The following is a 16,364-nucleotide window of genomic DNA, read 5'->3' as shown; positions in this document are numbered from 1 at the left end:
GTCGTTCCATGCGAACCGACACCCCAAGGGGGACTCTGCCGGCCCGGGAGCATCTGCTCGCCGCCGCGGCCGGACTGCCCGTACTCGATGTGGTGATCCCGGTCTACAACGAGGAGGCCGACCTCGAGCGGTGCGTGCTGCGACTGCACGACCACCTGGCGCGGACCTTCCCGTACGGCTTCCGGATCACCATCGCCGACAACGCGAGCACCGACCGCACGCCCGAGGTGGCGGCGTGGCTCGACGACACGATCGCCGAGGTGCGGTCGTACCGGCTGGAAGAGAAGGGGCGGGGGCGCGCGCTGCGCACCGTGTGGTCGCACTCCGACGCCCCCGTACTCGCCTATATGGACGTGGATCTGTCGACCGACCTCAACGCACTGCTGCCGCTGGTCGCGCAGCTGATCTCGGGGCACTCGGACCTGGCGATCGGATCGCGCCTCGCGCGGTCGTCGCGGGTGGTGCGCGGCCCGAAGCGGGAGTTCATCTCGCGCGCCTACAACCTGATTCTGCGCGGGTCGCTTGCCGCACGGTTCTCCGACGCCCAGTGCGGGTTCAAGGCGATACGGCGGGAGGTCGCCGAGCGGCTGCTGCCGATGGTCGAGGACACCGGATGGTTCTTCGACACGGAGCTGCTGGTGCTGGCGGAGCGCGCCGGGCTGCGTATCCATGAGGTGCCGGTGGACTGGGTCGACGACCCGGACTCCACGGTGCACATCGTGAGCACGGCGACGGACGACCTCAAGGGCGTGTGGCGGGTGGGGCGGGCGCTGGCGGTCGGCGCGCTGCCGCTCGACCGGCTGGCGCGGCCCTTCGGCGACGACCCGCGGGACCGGCAGCTCAGCGGAGTGCCGGGCGGTCTGGCCCGGCAGCTGGTCGGTTTCTGTGTGGTGGGGGCGCTCTCCACGCTCCTGTATCTGCTGCTGTATTCGCTCTTCCGGGCCGGCGTGGGTCCCCAAGTCGCCAATGCGGGCGCGCTGTTGGTCTCCGCCGTCGCGAACACGGCCGCCAACCGCCGGCTCACCTTCGGCGTACGCGGCCGGGACCGCGCCGTACGCCATCAGGCGCAGGGCCTGGTCGTGTTCGGCATCGGGCTCGCGCTGACCAGCGGCTCGCTGGCGGCCCTGGACGCGGCCGCCGGAAGCCCCTCCCACAGCACCGAACTCGCGGTCCTGATCGCCGCGAACCTGGCGGCGACGGTACTGCGGTTCCTGCTCTTCCGTGCGTGGGTCTTCCCGGACCGGCGCGATGCACCTGCGGCAGACGAATCCGCGACGGCCCGGCCCGTGGCCGGCCAGGCCCAACACCCGTACGACACGGCCGACTTCCGCGCCGGTGAAGCCGCGGACCACACGTGGGACGTGACGACGCAGCTGCGCGTCGTCCCGCAGGACAACGACCAGAGGAACGCACGATGACCACGTCGCACGACAGCCACGCGTACCCGCCGCCGGGGAGCCCGCCCGGGCTCTCGCCGCAGGCGGTGGGGCTCGCGCCCGCCGCCGCCCGGCCCGCGCCCGACGCCGCCCGGCCCGCGCCCGACGCAGCCCCGCTCCCGCCCGACGCCGACCAGCATGGACTCGGCGGGCACCGCCGAGCGGGCGGACGCATGGCCCGGATCTGGCGCGGCCGGGAGGGGGACGCCCCATGGGTGCGGCCCGCCTTCCTCGCTGTCCTCCTCGCCACCGCGCTGCTCTACGTCTACAACCTGAGCGCGTCCGGCTACGCCAACTCCTTCTACTCCGCCGCCGTGCAGGCGGGCAGCGAGAGCTGGAAGGCCTTCTTCTTCGGCTCGTCCGACGCCGCGAACTCCATCACCGTCGACAAGCCTCCGGCAGCGTTGTGGCCGATGGCCCTGTCCGTACGGCTCTTCGGGCTCGGCTCCTGGCAGATCCTGCTGCCCGAGGTGCTGATGGGCGTCGCGACGGTGGGCGTGGTGTACGGGGCCGTACGCCGTCGTTTCACGCCCGCCGCCGGGTTGATCGCCGGCGCGGTGCTGGCCCTGACGCCCATCGCCGCGCTGATGTTCCGTTTCAACAACCCGGACGCGCTGCTGGCACTGCTGATGACGGTGACCGTGTACTGCGTGCTGCGCGCGCTGGAGGACGCGCGGACGAAGTGGCTGGTCTGGGCGGGCGTCGCGGTCGGCTTCGCGTTCCTCACGAAGACGCTGCAGGCGTTCCTGATCCTGCCGCCACTGGCGCTGGTGTACGCGGTGTGCGCGCCGACGACCGTACGGCGGCGGCTCGGCCAACTCGCCCTGGCGGGGCTGGCGATGGTCGTCGCGGGCGGCTGGTGGGTGGCGATCGTCGAGCTGTGGCCGGCGGCGTCGCGTCCGTACATCGGCGGCTCGCAGAACAACAGTTTCCTGGAGCTGACCTTCGGCTACAACGGCCTCGGCCGGATCAACGGCAATGAGACCGGCAGCGTCGGAGGCGGCGGCGGAGGAGCCGGCGGCCGTGGTGGCGGTGGCTGGGGCGAGACCGGGATCGACCGGATGTTCGGCGCCGGCATCGGCGGCCAGATCTCCTGGCTGCTGCCCGCAGCGCTGCTGCTGCTCGTCGCGGGGATCGTCGTCACCTGGCGCGCCAGGCGCACGGACACGGCGCGCGCGGCCTTCCTGGTCTGGGGCGGCTCGCTGCTGATGACCGCGGGAATCTTCAGCTTCATGGCCGGGATCTTCCACGAGTACTACACGGTGGCGCTGGCGCCGTACATCGCCGCGCTGGTCGGCATGGGTGCCACGGTGCTGTGGGAGGAGCGGACGAAGCTGCTCGGCTCGGCGGCGCTGGGCGGCACGGTCGCGGTGACGGCGTACTGGTCGTACACGCTGCTGGGACGCAGCACGGACTATCTGCCGTGGCTGCGCTGGGCGGTGCTGATCGGCGGTCTGGCGGCGGCCGCGGGGCTGCTGCTCGCGGGCCGGATGGGCCGTCGACTGGCGCTCGGTGCGGCCGGACTGGGGATCGCGGTCTCGCTGGCGGGCCCGCTCGCGTACTCCTTCACCACGGTGAGCGAGGGCCACGCCGGCTCGATCGTGACGGCGGGGCCGGCGGTCGCGGGCGGCCGGGGTGGTCCCGCCGGCGGTGGCGGTCCTCGGGGCGGCGGTGACGGCGGCGGCTTCGGCGGCCCGATGCAGCCGCCGGGGCAGCAGGGCCAGGGGCAGGGTCAGCAGGGTGGTCCCCCCGGCGGTATGGGGCAGCCTCCGACCGGCGGTCAGATGGGTCAGGGCCAAGGTCAGGGCCAGGGCCAAGGTCAGGGTCAGGGCCGGCTGCCGGGCGGCTTCCCCGGTCAGGGCGAACGCGGCGCCGGCGGCGGAGGCGGTGGCATGGGTGGTCTCCTCCAGGGCGCGAACGTCAACTCGGCGGTCGAGGCCAAGCTGAAGCAGAACGCCGACGACTACACCTGGGCCGCCGCAGCCGTCGGCGCCCAGAACGCCGCAAGCTACCAGCTCGCCACCGAGAAGCCGGTCATGGCGATCGGCGGCTTCAACGGAAGCGACCCGTCCCCGAGCCTCGCCCGGTTCAAGCAGTACGTGGCCGACGGGAAGATCCACTACTTCATCTCGAGCGGCAGCGGCAGCGGCGGTGGCATGGGCGGCGGCCCCGGTGGCAATTCCAGCTCCGGGATCACCTCCTGGATCGAGTCCACCTTCACCAAGGTCACCGTGGGCGGCACGACCCTCTACGACCTGACGGACAGGAAATAGTCCCATACGGCGTACGAGGATTCCTTGTGCGGTGCACGAGAAGCGGACTCGTGCGCCGTACAAGGAGCACCCCCACGGGCCACCCGGGCAGCCGGCCTCGCCGCGATCGCGGTGCTCGGCGGCGACGGCTACGGCGGGATGCTGCTCGGGCTGGTCGTGATGGGTGCGGGTGTGGGGGCAGGTGTGAACGGCACCCTCGCCGAGTTCGTTCGGCAACGGCCTCGGCGTCGCCGTTCTGGGCGGCGTACTGAACTCCCGCTTCACCGCTCTCGTGCCGACGGTGGTGGGCGCGGCCTCGCTGCCCGCGGTGCTCGCCGCGGCCGACGGTCCCGCGGAACGTGGCCGCATCTCCGACGCGTTCGCCTCGGGCCTTGAGACGAGCCAGCTGGTCGGCGCGGCGGCGGTGCTCGGCGGTCTGTGGCGGCGATGCTGCTGAGGCGGGCGGAGCGGGCAGACTCACCCAAGGCAGCGGCATAGCATCGGGAGCGGGCGGACCGGCCCGTTCCGGCTCGTCCGCCCCGGCCGGGAAGAACCGAGGAGGATGCGCGATGGTGAGTGCGGCCGACCGCGCGAAGGGTCACGCGCGGACCAGTGTGTGGCTCGACGGCAAGGCGACCCCCAAACGGAGGACCGAGCAGCCCGCCGGCCTCGACCGCGACAAGATCATCGCAGCTACGGTCCGGCTCCTCGACTCGGAGGGCCTTGCGAAGTTCTCGATGCGGCGGCTGGCCGCGGAGCTGAACGTCACCGCGATGTCGGTCTACTGGTACGTGGACACCAAGGACGATCTGCTGGAACTGGCGCTCGACCGGGTCATGGGAGAGCTGCCGCTTCCGCCGGCGGACGACCCGGGCGCGGACTGGCGCGACCAGCTGCGCCGGCTTGCCTGCGGCTATCGGTCACTGCTGGTCGCCCACCCCTGGGTGTCGCCACTCATCGGTGAGTACCTCAACATCGGACCGCGCTCGATGTCCTTCTCCACGACGGTCCGGCGGGTGATACGCAACACGGGTCTGCCGCTGCACGGCCAGACCGGCGCCCTTTCGGCGGTGTTCCAGTTCGTGTACGGCTTCGGCACGGTGGAGGGCCGCTTCGCGCAGCGCTGTGCGACGGCGGGGATCAGCCAGGACGACTACTTCCACCAGGTCATGGGCGCGATCGGGCAGCAGCCGGGTTTGCAGGAGGCGTTCGAGGAGTCGGCTGAGCTGATGAAGGCGAGGGGCGGGGACACGGTGGAGGAGATGAGGGAGCGGGACTTCGGGTTTGCGCTGGACTTGCTGGTAGCCGGCATCGAAGCGATGGTTGCTCGCGCGTAGGGGGGTGCGGGTTGCCTCCGGCGGGGTGCGGGGTCTTGTCCGGTGCGGGCTGCCTCCGGCGGGGTCGTCCGGTCTTGTCCGGTGCGGGCTCCGGTGCCCCTCCGGGCTCGACTCCTCGGGGTCGGCGGCGTACAGGCTCTTGGTGCGTGACCCCGGTTTTGCCGCCAATCCCCTGCGGGGACGACCCTGCACGGCCCCTCCCCACCCGAACGACATGGGTGCGGCCCGCCGCGGGGGTCAGCGGTCCGCCGGTGGAAACCACCCACCGGACAGCAACCGACAACGCCCCCGGCCCACCTTGGCCACATGACCGGGCAACTGGCGGGGGCGACCCTGCACGGCCCCTCCCCACCCGGACGACATGGGTGCGGCCCGCCGCGGGGGTACGGCGGTTCGCCGGTGGAAACCACCCACCGGGCAGCAACCACCAACGCCCCCGGCCCACCTTGGCCACATGACCGGGCAACTGGCGGGGGCGACACTGCACGGCCCCTCCCCACCCGGACGACATGGGTGCGGCCCGCCGCGGGGGTACAGCGGTTCGCCGGTGGAAACCACCCACCGGACAGCAACCACCAACGCCCCCGGCCCACGCTCACCACATGACCGGGCAACTGGCGGGGGCGACACTGCACGGCCCCTCCCCACCCGAACGACACGAGTGCGGCCCGCCGCGGGGGTCAGCGGTCCGCCGGTGGAAACCACCCACCGAAGAGCAACCACGAACGCCCCCGGCTCACGCTCACCACATGACCGACCAACTGGCGGGGGCGACACTGCACGGCCCCTCCCCACCCGAACGAGACAAGACCGCCCGCCGCGGGGGTACAGCGGTTCGCCGGTGGAAACCACCCACCGGACAGCAACCACCAACGCCCCCGGCCCACGCTCACCACATGACCGGGCAACTGACGCCCCCGGCCCACGCTCACCACATGACCGAGCAACTGACGCCCCCGGCCCACGCTCACCACATGACCGAGCAACTGATGGCCTCAGCTCCCGCTGAGCCTCGCTGGGAAGCCGCCCTTCGCAATCGGCCCCCACCGCTCCGGCGTCACCCGGATGATCGACTTGCCCTGCTTCACCATCGCGGCGCGATACTCGTCCCAGTCCGGGTGCTCGCCCGAGATGTTCCGGAAGTACTCCACCAGAGGCTCCACCGACTCCGGGGAGTCGATCACCTCCGCCGTGCCGTCGATCTGGACCCACGGCCCGTCCCAGTCGTCCGACAGGACGATCACGCTCACCCGCGGATTCCGCTTCGCGTTCCGCGTCTTCGCGCGTTCCGGGTAGGTCGAGACCACGATCCGGCCCGCGTCGTCGACCCCGCAGGTCAGCGGGGATCCCTGGGGGGTGCTGTCCGAGGCGCGGGTGGTCAGCAGGATCGCCCGGTGCCTGGGGCGTACGAACTCCAGCAACTGATCGAGCTCCACCTGGGTGTTGGTGGCGATGTTGGGTGCCATGCGCCGCAGCCTAATCCTCAGGCCGTCGGAAGCGACTCGCCCTGGACCGCCTGGATCGCGAGTTCCACCTTCAGCGTCGTTCCGATCGCCGAGATGCCCGCCTGCACCACCTGGTTGTAGTTCATCGCGAAGTCCTCGCGGTGCAGCTCCGTGGTCGCGCGGAAAGCCGCCCGCACCCCGCCCCACGGGTCCGGTCCGGTGCCCAAGTACGCCAGGTCCAGGTCGACTTCGCGTGCGACGCCGTGCAGCGAGAGTTGGCCGTGCACCGTCCAGCGGTCCGTGCCCGCCGGGGTCAGGCCGTGGCTGCGGTACGTGATCTCGGGGTGCCGCTCGACGTCCAGGAAGTCCGCGGAGCACAGGTGCTTGTCGCGCAGGCCGTTGCCCGTGTCGATGGACGCCGCCTGGATGACCGCCTCCACGCGGGACTGCGACAGGTCGGGCGCGATGGTGATGCGGCCGCCGAACTCCGTGAAGCGCCCGTTCACGCTGGAGATCCCCAGATGCTGCGCCGCCGCGCCCACCGACGAGTGCGCCGGGTCCATCGACCAGGCGCCGGGCGGCGGGAGTTCCACGCCGCCCTGGCGGGCCAGTACCACCGTGCCGACCTCGGCCCGGCCGCTCGCCGTGACCAGCGCGGTCGAGGCGGCCGGGGCGTACCCGAGCGCCGTCACGATCACCGTGTGCGGGCCGGGGGCCAGGGGATCCGCGGAGGTCACCGCGCCGTCCCCGTCCGCCGTCGCCCGCAGTACCTGCGCGCCGGTCATGTCGGTCACGGTCACGACCGCGTGCTGGACCGCCCAGCCGTCCCGCGTCCTCACCTGTGCGCGAAGTCCCATGCCGCTCATCCCGTTTTCTCTCCTTGCCGCATATGCGCGGAAAATGATCGGGCCCCGGGCGGGGGCGGCAGGCCGTCCCCTGCCCGCCGTCCCCGCCTTCGGGGCCCGTTTCCACCGGCCGGCCGCTCGCCTCCGCTACAGAGCGAGCGCCCGGCCGGGGGCTCAGCTACTCGCCGGGGTGGGCGAGTTCGATGTCGTGGCCGTCGACCCCGCGACCGGCCACCGTCAGCGCGCCGGCCACCGGCGGGTACCCGGTCGCTATGACCGTGTACTCCCCCGCGTCCAGGTCGGCGAAGGCGTACGCCCCGTCGTCCCCGGTCGTCGCGGTGGCGACCACATTCCCCGCGGCGTTCACCAGGGTCACCCGGGCGTCGGCCAGCGGACGCCGGCCGGCTCCGCCCCGGACGGCGCCCTGGACCAGGGCTCCGGCCTGCAGGGCCGCCTCGATACGGGTCACGCCCTGGCCGCCGATGTCCACCGGCAGCGCCAGCGGCCGGTAGCCGGCGGCGTTCACCGCGACGGTCACCGAGCCGGGCACCAGCTCACCGAAGGCGAACTCGCCCTGCTCCGCGCTCTTCCCGGTGGCCAGCACATCGCCGCGAACATCGGTGACGATCACCATCGCGCCCTCGATCGGCGCACCGCCCTCGGCGGCCCGCACGGTCCCGGTCAGACCGCTCGTGCCGGAGAGGAGGATGTCGTGGACCAGCGTCTCGTCGCCGACGACCACCGTGGACGCCTGCGGCTGGAAGCCGTCGGCGGAGGCGATCAGTACGTACGAACCGGCGCCCGGAGCATCCAGCGCATAGCTTCCGTCCGGCTGGGCGACCGCGCGGCCGAGCTGCCGTCCGGTCGGCGAGATCAGCGTGACCGCTGCCTGAGGCACCGGCACGCCCTCGTTTCCGCGCACCACACCACATACCGCCGTGCCGCCCGCAGTGGGGACGGGAATGGTCTCGACGGCCTGGACGGGAACGTCCGCAGCCTCGGTAGCCGCGACGGTCTTCGCCGTGTCCGCCGTCTCCGGCGCCGCGTGGCTCTTCAGCGCGACTTCCTTGATGAACAGCGTCACCAGGAAGGCGAGCAACGCGAACGGCGCCGAGTAGAGGAAGACGTCGGCCACACCGTGCCCGTACGCGGTCTCCACCACCGTACGGATCGGGCCCGGCAGCTTGTCCAGGTCGGGGATGCCGCCGCCCGTGCCGCCCTGGCCCAGCGCCGCGCCCTGTGGGCCGAGGTCGGTGAGCCCGTCCTTGACGTAGCGCGTGACCCGGTTGGCCATGACCGCGCCCAGAGCCGAGACACCGATTGCACCGCCCAGGGACCGGAAGAAGGTGACGACCGAGCTGGCCGAACCGAGGTCCGCCGGGGCCACCTGGTTCTGCGTGCAGAGCACCAGGTTCTGCATCATCATGCCGAGGCCGAGACCCAGGACGGCCATGAAGGCCGCGATGCGCCAGTACTCGGTGTCGTACCGCATGGTGCCGAGCAGTCCGAGGCCCGCCGTCGCCAGCACACCGCCGCTGACCAGCCACGCCTTCCAGCGGCCCGTCTTGGTGATGATCTGGCCGGAGACGGTCGACGAGATGAACAGGCCGCCGATCATCGGGATCGTCATGACGCCGGACATCGTCGGCGACTTGTCGCGCGCCAGCTGGAAGTACTGGCTGAAGAAGACGGTGCCCGCGAACATCGCGACACCGACGAAGAGTGAGGCCAGCGACGCCAGCGTGATGGTGCGGTTGCGGAACAGCCGCAGCGGGATGATCGGCTCGCTCGCCTTCGCCTCCACCAGGAGGAAGAGCGCGCCGAGCGCGACCGAGCCGCCGACCATGGCGTACGTCTGCCAGGAGATCCAGTCGTACTTGTCGCCGGCGAAGGTCACCCAGACCAGCAGCAGCGAGACCGCCGCGCTGATGAGGAAGGCGCCCGACCAGTCGACCTTGACCTGGCGCTTCACGACCGGGAGCTTCAGGGTCTTCTGCAGAACGATCAGCGCGATGATCGCGAACGGTACGCCGACGTAGAAGCACCAGCGCCAGCCGAGCCACTCGGTGTCGGTGATGACGCCGCCGATCAGCGGGCCGCCGACGGTGGCGACGGCGAAGGTCGCGCCGAGGTAGCCGCTGTAGCGGCCGCGCTCGCGCGGGGCGATCATCGCGGCCATCACGATCTGCGCGAGGGCGGTGAGACCGCCGACGCCGATGCCCTGGACCACACGGCAGGCGATCAGCATGCCCGCGCTCTGCGAGAGTCCGGCGACCACCGACCCCAGGACATAGATGACGAGGGCTATCTGGACCAGCAGCTTCTTGGAGAAGAGGTCGGAGAGCTTGCCCCAGAGCGGCGTGGTCGCGGTCATCGCCAGCAGCGAGGCTGTCACCACCCAGGTGTACGCGCTCTGGCCGCCGTCGAGGTCGGTGATGATCTCCGGCAGGGCGTTGGAGACGATCGTGGACGACAGGATGGCGACGAACATGCCGAGCAGCAGCCCGGACAACGCCTCCATGATCTGCCGGTGTGTCATCGGCGCGCCGCCGTCGGAGGCGTGGCCGCCTCCGTGCTTGGCGTGGCCGCCCCGCACACCTGTTGGTGTGGTCGTAGCCATTTTCATCCTTTTCTTGCGTCTTTACGTCGAGTCACGCGGGTGTGCGGGTCGTCGTGCTGCCGTGCTGTTGCTGTTGCTGTTGCTGTTGCTGTTGCTGTTGTCGTTCGTCGGGATGGCGCGCCCGGCAGTCTCCGAAGGAGTCGCGCAGGCGGGCGAGCATCTCGATGAGCTGTCCGACGTCGTCGTCGGACCAGTCCTTGAGGTTGCGGGCGAACATGTCCGTGGTCCGTTCGGCGAGTTCGCCGAGCATGTTCTGGCCCGCGGGGGTCAGCCGCAGGATGCGGGAGCGTTTGTCGCCCGGGTCGGGGAGCCGTTCGATCCAGCCGCGCTCGGCGGCGTGGGCGACATGGCGGCTGGTCACCGACATGTCGACGGCGAGGAGCTCGGCGAGCCGGCTCATCCGCATCTCACCGTGCCGATCGAGCAGGGTCAGGACGGCGGCGGAGCCGGACGGGCACTCGGCGGGCAGTATCCGCGTGAGGCCGCGTTTCACGGCACCGATGGCGCTGAGCTGGCGGGCCAGTTCCGCGTACTGACTGTGTGCGGCCATGGCAGTCCGCCCCTCCCACATCTTGTTGCTTAGGGCAACCATAGAAGCTGTTGGTTGCTGCAGGCAAACTAAAAGCGGGGTTGCGGCAGTAAAGGAACCTCAAAGGCTTTGCATGGGTCCGGTCATGGCTCGCCGGGGGAGGTATGCGCTACCCGCCCGGGGTTGGGCGCGGCAGGCGGGTTCGCTAGGGTCCTGCCCCATGGCACACAACCCCCATGCTCCCCAAGGTCAGGGCCCCGAGGGCAACTACGACCCCGCGGGCAGCACCCAGATGTTCCGCGCCTTCGTCGACGACGGCGCTCCGCGGGGCCGGCAGGCAGCGCCCGCCGCGCAGTCCTCCTCGCGGGTCGGGCTGATCGTCGGCGTCATCGCGGCCGTCGTGATCCTCGGCGCGGTGGCCTGGCTCGCCCTCGGCTAGGGCGTGCCCTGGCCCGCCTCGGGTCGGCTCACTTCCATACGGCGGTGACGTCCTGGGTCTCGATATGCATACCCAGCGGCACCCGCCAGGCGTCCACGCACACGGTGTACGCCTGCTTTCTCACCGCTCCCGCGGCGATCGGCGCGGGCAGCGGCTGAGCCGACTCGATGGTGGCCCAGTCGATCCCGAGCGCGCCGATGATGTGCGTCGCGAAGGTGACGGTGCCCGAAGCCACCGGTGAGCCGCCGGTGTTGCGGAACTCCACGGTCACCTTCTCGCACCAGCGCACCTCCAGGGCTGCGCGAACCGGGACGCCGAGGCTGAGCGCGGCGGGTCCCGGGGGCGTGGGAGTGGGCTTCGGCGGGGTGGTGCCGGGCGGGGTCGGGGTGGCGGGTCCACCGCCGCTCGTACCGCCGGAATCTCCCGCGCCGCCGGTGCTGCCGCCGGAACCTGCCGCGCCGCCGGTGCTGCCGCTCGTACGTCCCGTACCGCCGCTGTCCGGTACGGCGGGCAGCTCTTGGCCGCCCGGCACCGTCCCCGTCCCGCCCGGCTTCCCGGGCCTGCCCGGTGTCTTGCCTTCCGCATCGCCGGAGGGCGTGGCACCGTCCAGCGGCACCAGCACGACCTTGCCCTTCGGCGGCACGGCGGCCGTGGGCGCCTCATCGGGCCCGGATCCGGCGGCGCCGACCGCCACATAGCCGTCGCCGCCGCCGCTCCCGCACGCGGTCAGCGCCCCGCCGAGGCAGAGCGCGACCGCTGCGAGAGCTGCTCCATGACGTCGTCGCATCGCGTCAGTGTGTCTGACGCACCGTCAATAAGGAACCCTGCCCGCGGGCTTCGGTCCGGGGTCAGTCGGCGATCAGGCCCTCCCGCAGCTGCGCGAGCGTACGGGTCAGCAGCCGCGAGACATGCATCTGCGAGATGCCGACCTCCTCGCCGATCTGCGACTGGGTCATATTGGCGAAGAACCGCAGCATGATGATCTGCCGCTCGCGGGGCGGGAGTTTGGCGAGCAGGGGCTTGAGGGACTCGCGGTACTCGACGCCCTCCAGCGCCGTGTCCTCGTACCCCAGCCGGTCGGCGAGCGAGCCCTCGCCGCCGTCGTCCTCGGGCGAGGGCGAGTCCAGGGAGGAGGCGGTGTAGGCGTTGCCGACGGCGAGACCGTCGACCACGTCCTCCTCCGACACCCCGAGCACTGCTGCGAGTTCGGGAACGGTCGGGGAGCGGTCGAGCTTCTGGGCCAGCTCGTCGCTGGCCTTGGTGAGCGCGAGCCGCAGCTCCTGGAGCCGGCGCGGCACCCGCACCGACCACGAGGTGTCGCGGAAGAAGCGCTTGATCTCGCCGACGACCGTCGGCATCGCGAACGTCGGGAATTCCACGCCCCGTTCGCAGTCGAACCGGTCGATCGCCTTGATCAGACCGATCGTGCCGACCTGGACGATGTCCTCCATCGGCTCGTTGCGGGAGCGGAACCGCGCCGCGGCGTACCGCACGAGGGGCAGATTGAGCTCGATGAGGGTGTCGCGCACATAGGTGCGCTCCGGGGTGTCGCCCGTTCCCTCGGAGTCCAGCGCGCGCAGCCGCAGGAACAGGGAGCGGGACAGAGTGCGCGTGTCGATGGCTTCCGAGCTGTCAGGCACGACAGGTGCGGGTGCGCTCTTCGTGAGCGTGAGCACCTTCGAGCTGCCCTGTTCTACGGACATGCCACCCCCTTGAGGTCGCGGACGGTCGCGGCGGCCACGACCATCGGAGGAACGCAGCCTCCACCTGAATACCGGAGGCGGGGCTGCGGCAAACGCGGTTCCCGCAGAATGTCACATGTCGGCAACACGCTGTAGTGACATGTCGACATGTATCGGGTGAATTTGTGCAGGAAGCAGAGGGTGTGCGGCATTTGGGCAGCCCGAAGCTGCCCCTGAAACGGTCTACCCGTTTCAGCTATGCCTCGATCCTGTTTGCGGATCTGAGTCGGGCAAAGCTTCGGGCAAGCAGCCTTGACACATGCATCTGCGAAACGCCCAGCTCCTGGCTGATCTGTGACTGCGTCAGATTGTTGTAGTAGCGGAGCATGAGGATCCGCTGTTCCCGCTCGGGCAGTTGTACGAGCAGATGGCGAACCAGGTCGCGGTGTTCGACGCCGGCCAGCGCCGGGTCCTCGTAACCGAGCCGGTCGAGCAGCCCCGGCAGCCCGTCGCCCTCCTGGGCCGCCTCGAGGGAGGTCGCATGGTACGAGCGCCCGGCCTCGATGCAGGCCAGCACCTCGTCCTCGCCGATCTTCAGCCGCTCGGCGATCTCGGCCGTCGTCGGGGTGCGCCCATGAGCCGTCGTCAGATCCTCGGTGGCGCCGTTGACCTGTACCCACAGCTCGTGCAGCCGCCGGGGCACATGGACGGTCCGTACGTTGTCGCGGAAGTACCGCTTGATCTCGCCGACCACGGTGGGCATCGCGAACGTCGGGAACTGCACACCGCGGTCCGGGTCGAAGCGGTCGATGGCGTTGATGAGCCCGATCGTGCCGACCTGGACGACGTCCTCCATCGGCTCGTTGCGGGAGCGGAACCGCGCCGCGGCGTAGCGCACAAGCGGCAGATTCGCCTCGATCAGCGCCCCACGTACCCGGGAGTGTTCCGTAGTGCCCGGCTTCAGCTCTTTGAGCTGGCCGAAGAGCACCTGGGTCAGGGCCCGGGTGTCCGCGCCCCGGCTCTGGGGTTTTCCGGGGGCCGGGGTGTCGTCGGGCCGCTCGTTCTGGGGCGGCACCTGAGGCGCAGTACTGGCCGACACGGTCACGCCACCCCTTTGCGGTCAACTACGGTCAACTCATCCGTCAAAAGCGGTCATAGCATCACAAGACATGTCCACTGTGTGCAAGCACCCGAAAATGCCGTGTTGAAGGCAAGTTGAGGGCCAAACTCAAAAGGCCCCCCGCCGGACAGGCGAGGGGCTGGGGAAACCGGGGGCTCAGAACTCGTAGTCGGCGATCACCCACGTGGCGAACTCGCGCCACTGTCCGGCGGCAGCCTGATGGGCCGGATGCCCGATGTACCGCTCCAGCGCCTCGCGGTCGGACACCGCGGAGTTGATGGCGAAGTCATAGGCGATCGGCCGGTCGGTGATGTTCCAGGCGCACTCCCAGAACTCCAGCTCGGGCACGACCCCTTCGAGCGCCCGGAAGGCCTTCACGCCGGCGGCCACCCGCGGCTCGTCGCGATCGACGCCCTCATTGAGCTTGAAGAGGACAAGATGGCGGATCAAGGGGCACTCCTAATTGACGAGCTCTGTCATGAATCGTCCGACGCCCTGTGCGGCGCTCGAAATGCCCTCGAAGCCTATCTGGACCATGTCGGCAGCCCTGTCCGGGGAGGTGATGATCGTGTACAGCACGAAGACAACGACGACGTAGAGAGCGATTTTCTTCGTTTGCACCATCAGCCCCTGCCTCCCCTGCGATGCCTGTGGTCCCTGCAGCCTCTGCGGTCCCTGCTGTCCCCCGGTCGCGCAGTCGCGTGAGTCTAACCGAGCCCTTGTGGATCAAGGGACCGGGTGTCGAGGCCCTCTGCCGACCCTGACTGCGGCCGGGCCTGGCGAGGTCTGTTCGTGCTGGTAAAGCCGAAAGTTGTGCGCTGGACCGTTTCCTTCTGATCATCGTGCGGACGCGATGAAGATGCCGGTGGGTGGACCCGGCGAGGTTTGAGTCGAATGCTCCGAATTGCTGATCATCTGGTGAGTTCCGGCCGAGCGTGACGACCTGTCGACTGCGTACGGGTCAGGCTCCGCCTTGGGTTCGAACGTGAAATCCTCAAGGACAAGGAGCAAGTGCATGACTCCTGACAACAGGACAGCGTCCTCGCTGGGACCTCTGCCCCTCGAGGCAAGTGGATGGCCGGCGGCGCGCTCGCCTCGCTTGCGCTGGTCCTGGTGGCCGGGTGGTCAGTCCGGTCGCGGCCACGGCTCAGAGCGTGGCTGACGGCGTGAGCGTGTCCAGCAGTGAGGGCAGCAGAGGCGACAAGTGCAAGGACGGGTCGCACGACGACAAGCTGAAGTCCCAGAAGGGTGACTGCAAGAGGGGAGCGACCGGTCCGACGGGACCGACCGGGGCGCCGGGCCGTCCGGGTTCCACTGGTCCTGCCGGTACGACGATCACGCGCGAGGTGGTTACCGTCGGCCCCATTGTCCTTAACGCCGGTGCGGCTGACTTGCAGACCCCGGAGACGCAGATAGACGAAGGGCCCGGCTCGTGGAGCCGGGCCCTTCGTCTATCTGCGGTAGCGGAGGGATTTGAACCCTCGGTGACTTGCGCCACACTCGCTTTCGAGGCGAGCTCCTTCGGCCGCTCGGACACGCTACCGGGAGAGAGCTTAGCCCAAGGTGGGCCGTGCTCTGAAATCCGCCCAGGATCCCGTCGTTCACCGGTCCCGGAAGAAGCCCGTCAGCTGTTCGGCGCATTCGGCCTCCAGCACTCCGAGGATGACTTCGGGCCGGTGGTTGAGCCTCCGGTCCCGTACGACGTCCCAGAGTGAACCGGCCGCGCCCGCCTTCTCGTCCCGTGCGCCGTAGACCACCCGGTCCACCCGGGACTGCACGATCGCGCCCGCGCACATCGTGCACGGCTCCAGCGTGACGACAAGCGTGCAGCCGGTCAGCCGCCACTCTCCCAAATGCGCGGCGGCCCGGCGGATCGCCAGCACCTCGGCGTGCGCCGTCGGGTCGCCCGTCGCCTCACGCTCGTTGTGACCGGTGGCGAGGACCGTGCCGTCCGCGGACAGCACGACAGCGCCGACCGGCACATCGCCGGACAGTGCCGCGCGTTCCGCCGCTGCCAGGGCAAGGCGCATCGGCGCCTCCCACGGCTCGCGTACGGGATCGGGCGGTACGCCACCGGGAGCCGGTCCTGTCACTAGCGGACGGTCTCCAGTACCTCGGCGGCGCCCAGTGCGTCCGCGATCTCCAGCAGCGCGTCCGTGTCCAGCGCCAGCAGCTCCTTCTCCGACAGTCCCAGGTCCATGAGGATGTCGCGGTCGCCGACCGGTCCCGCCGGCACAAACTCGCCGGCCGGGCCGGACTCGCCGTCCGCCTCCTCCTCGTCGTCCTCTTCCGGCTCTCCGTCTTCGGTGCCGTCGAGGTCCAGCGTGTCGAGATCGTCGGCGGGGTCGTCATCGTCCCCGCCGAGCAGTTCCTTGGTAAGGATCTCCCCGTACGAGGAGCGTGCGGCCGCGGCCGCGTCCGAGACGTAGATACGAGGATCCTCCTCGCCCTCCACGCGGACGACACCGAACCAAGCGTCCTCCTGCTCGATGAAGACCAGCACCGTGTCCTCGTCCACCGAGGCATCACGGGCCAGGTCGGTCAGATCCGACAGGGTCTCCACATCGTCGAGCTCTGTGTCGCTCGCTTGCCACCCGTCTTGAGTGCGCGCGAGCAGTGCGGCGAAGTACACCGTGACTCTCCCACTGATCAGAGGTGT

At 70.3% G+C, this 16,364-nt stretch carries 15 protein-coding genes, 1 tRNA gene and 1 pseudogene; 5 read left to right on the top strand and 12 right to left on the bottom strand.

Going from position 1 to position 16,364, the window contains the following annotated elements; translation table 11 throughout:
- The first annotated feature begins 8 nt into the window (after positions 1–8).
- From OG735_RS20630 to OG735_RS20615, 4 genes and pseudogenes are all read left to right on the top strand, one after another.
- Positions 9–1,418, top strand: coding sequence for a bifunctional glycosyltransferase family 2/GtrA family protein (locus tag OG735_RS20630; RefSeq protein ID WP_327324648.1), 1,410 nt, complete (start codon positions 9–11; stop codon positions 1,416–1,418).
- Complete coding sequence (locus OG735_RS20625) at positions 1,415–3,709, top strand: ArnT family glycosyltransferase (RefSeq protein WP_442812462.1); 2,295 nt, start codon at positions 1,415–1,417, stop codon at positions 3,707–3,709. Before OG735_RS20630 ends, OG735_RS20625 begins: the two co-directional genes overlap by 4 nt.
- 87 nt (positions 3,710–3,796) lie before the next feature.
- Positions 3,797–4,186: pseudogene (locus tag OG735_RS20620) on the top strand (MFS transporter); the annotation flags it as partial.
- A 71-nt stretch (positions 4,187–4,257) separates the two neighbouring features.
- Positions 4,258–5,025 (top strand): TetR/AcrR family transcriptional regulator, encoded by a 768-nt coding sequence (locus OG735_RS20615; protein WP_327324647.1) that lies wholly within the window; start codon positions 4,258–4,260, stop codon positions 5,023–5,025.
- Between the two features lie 995 nt (positions 5,026–6,020).
- Here OG735_RS20615 and OG735_RS20610 read toward each other — a convergent pair.
- The 4 genes from OG735_RS20610 to OG735_RS20595 all read right to left on the bottom strand — a co-directional run bounded on the left by OG735_RS20610 (position 6,021) and on the right by OG735_RS20595 (position 10,485).
- Entirely contained in the window at positions 6,021–6,491 is a 471-nt protein-coding gene (locus tag OG735_RS20610) for a PPOX class F420-dependent oxidoreductase (RefSeq protein ID WP_327324646.1), read from the bottom strand.
- A gap of 17 nt (positions 6,492–6,508) precedes the next feature.
- Positions 6,509–7,327, bottom strand: coding sequence for a YceI family protein (locus OG735_RS20605; protein WP_327328397.1), 819 nt, complete (start codon positions 7,325–7,327; stop codon positions 6,509–6,511).
- A 166-nt stretch (positions 7,328–7,493) separates the two neighbouring features.
- Positions 7,494–9,935, bottom strand: coding sequence for an MFS transporter (locus OG735_RS20600; RefSeq protein ID WP_327324645.1), 2,442 nt, complete (start codon positions 9,933–9,935; stop codon positions 7,494–7,496).
- 31 nt (positions 9,936–9,966) lie between these two features.
- On the bottom strand, positions 9,967–10,485 hold the full coding sequence (locus OG735_RS20595; protein WP_327324644.1) for a MarR family winged helix-turn-helix transcriptional regulator: 519 nt from the start codon (positions 10,483–10,485) through the stop codon (positions 9,967–9,969).
- A 199-nt stretch (positions 10,486–10,684) separates the two neighbouring features.
- Between OG735_RS20595 and OG735_RS20590 the strand changes: the two genes are divergently transcribed.
- Positions 10,685–10,903, top strand: coding sequence for a hypothetical protein (locus tag OG735_RS20590; protein ID WP_327324643.1), 219 nt, complete (start codon positions 10,685–10,687; stop codon positions 10,901–10,903).
- 28 nt (positions 10,904–10,931) lie between these two features.
- Here OG735_RS20590 and OG735_RS20585 read toward each other — a convergent pair whose 3' ends face one another.
- From OG735_RS20585 to OG735_RS20550, 8 genes are all read right to left on the bottom strand, one after another.
- Positions 10,932–11,690 carry a hypothetical protein gene (locus OG735_RS20585; RefSeq protein WP_327324642.1) on the bottom strand — a complete coding sequence of 253 codons (759 nt, stop codon included), beginning with the start codon at positions 11,688–11,690 and terminating at the stop codon, positions 10,932–10,934.
- Between the two features lie 61 nt (positions 11,691–11,751).
- Positions 11,752–12,606, bottom strand: a complete 855-nt coding sequence (locus OG735_RS20580; protein WP_327324641.1) for an RNA polymerase sigma factor SigF — start codon at positions 12,604–12,606, stop codon at positions 11,752–11,754.
- Between the two features lie 235 nt (positions 12,607–12,841).
- Entirely contained in the window at positions 12,842–13,684 is an 843-nt protein-coding gene (locus tag OG735_RS20575) for an RNA polymerase sigma factor SigF (protein WP_327324640.1), read from the bottom strand.
- Positions 13,685–13,861: 177 nt separating this feature from the next.
- The gene (locus OG735_RS20570; RefSeq protein WP_327324639.1) at positions 13,862–14,155 is read right to left on the bottom strand and encodes a Dabb family protein; all 294 of its coding nucleotides are present in this window, start codon (positions 14,153–14,155) and stop codon (positions 13,862–13,864) included.
- Between the two features lie 9 nt (positions 14,156–14,164).
- Positions 14,165–14,326, bottom strand: a complete 162-nt coding sequence (locus OG735_RS20565) for a hypothetical protein (RefSeq protein WP_327328647.1) — start codon at positions 14,324–14,326, stop codon at positions 14,165–14,167.
- Positions 14,327–15,163: 837 nt separating this feature from the next.
- Positions 15,164–15,248 (bottom strand) — tRNA-Ser (locus OG735_RS20560).
- 58 nt (positions 15,249–15,306) lie between these two features.
- Positions 15,307–15,735 carry a tRNA adenosine(34) deaminase TadA gene (gene tadA, locus OG735_RS20555; RefSeq protein ID WP_327328396.1) on the bottom strand — a complete coding sequence of 143 codons (429 nt, stop codon included), beginning with the start codon at positions 15,733–15,735 and terminating at the stop codon, positions 15,307–15,309.
- Positions 15,736–15,797: 62 nt separating this feature from the next.
- Complete coding sequence (locus tag OG735_RS20550) at positions 15,798–16,337, bottom strand: tRNA adenosine deaminase-associated protein (RefSeq protein WP_327324638.1); 540 nt, start codon at positions 16,335–16,337, stop codon at positions 15,798–15,800.
- Positions 16,338–16,364: the final 27 nt, after the last annotated feature.

The sequence above is a fragment of the Streptomyces sp. NBC_01210 genome (assembly GCF_036010325.1).
Classification (GTDB): Bacteria; Actinomycetota; Actinomycetes; order Streptomycetales; family Streptomycetaceae; genus Streptomyces.
The sequence above is the reverse complement of the archived record's forward strand: the minus strand, read 5'-3'. Positions and strand labels throughout refer to the sequence as shown.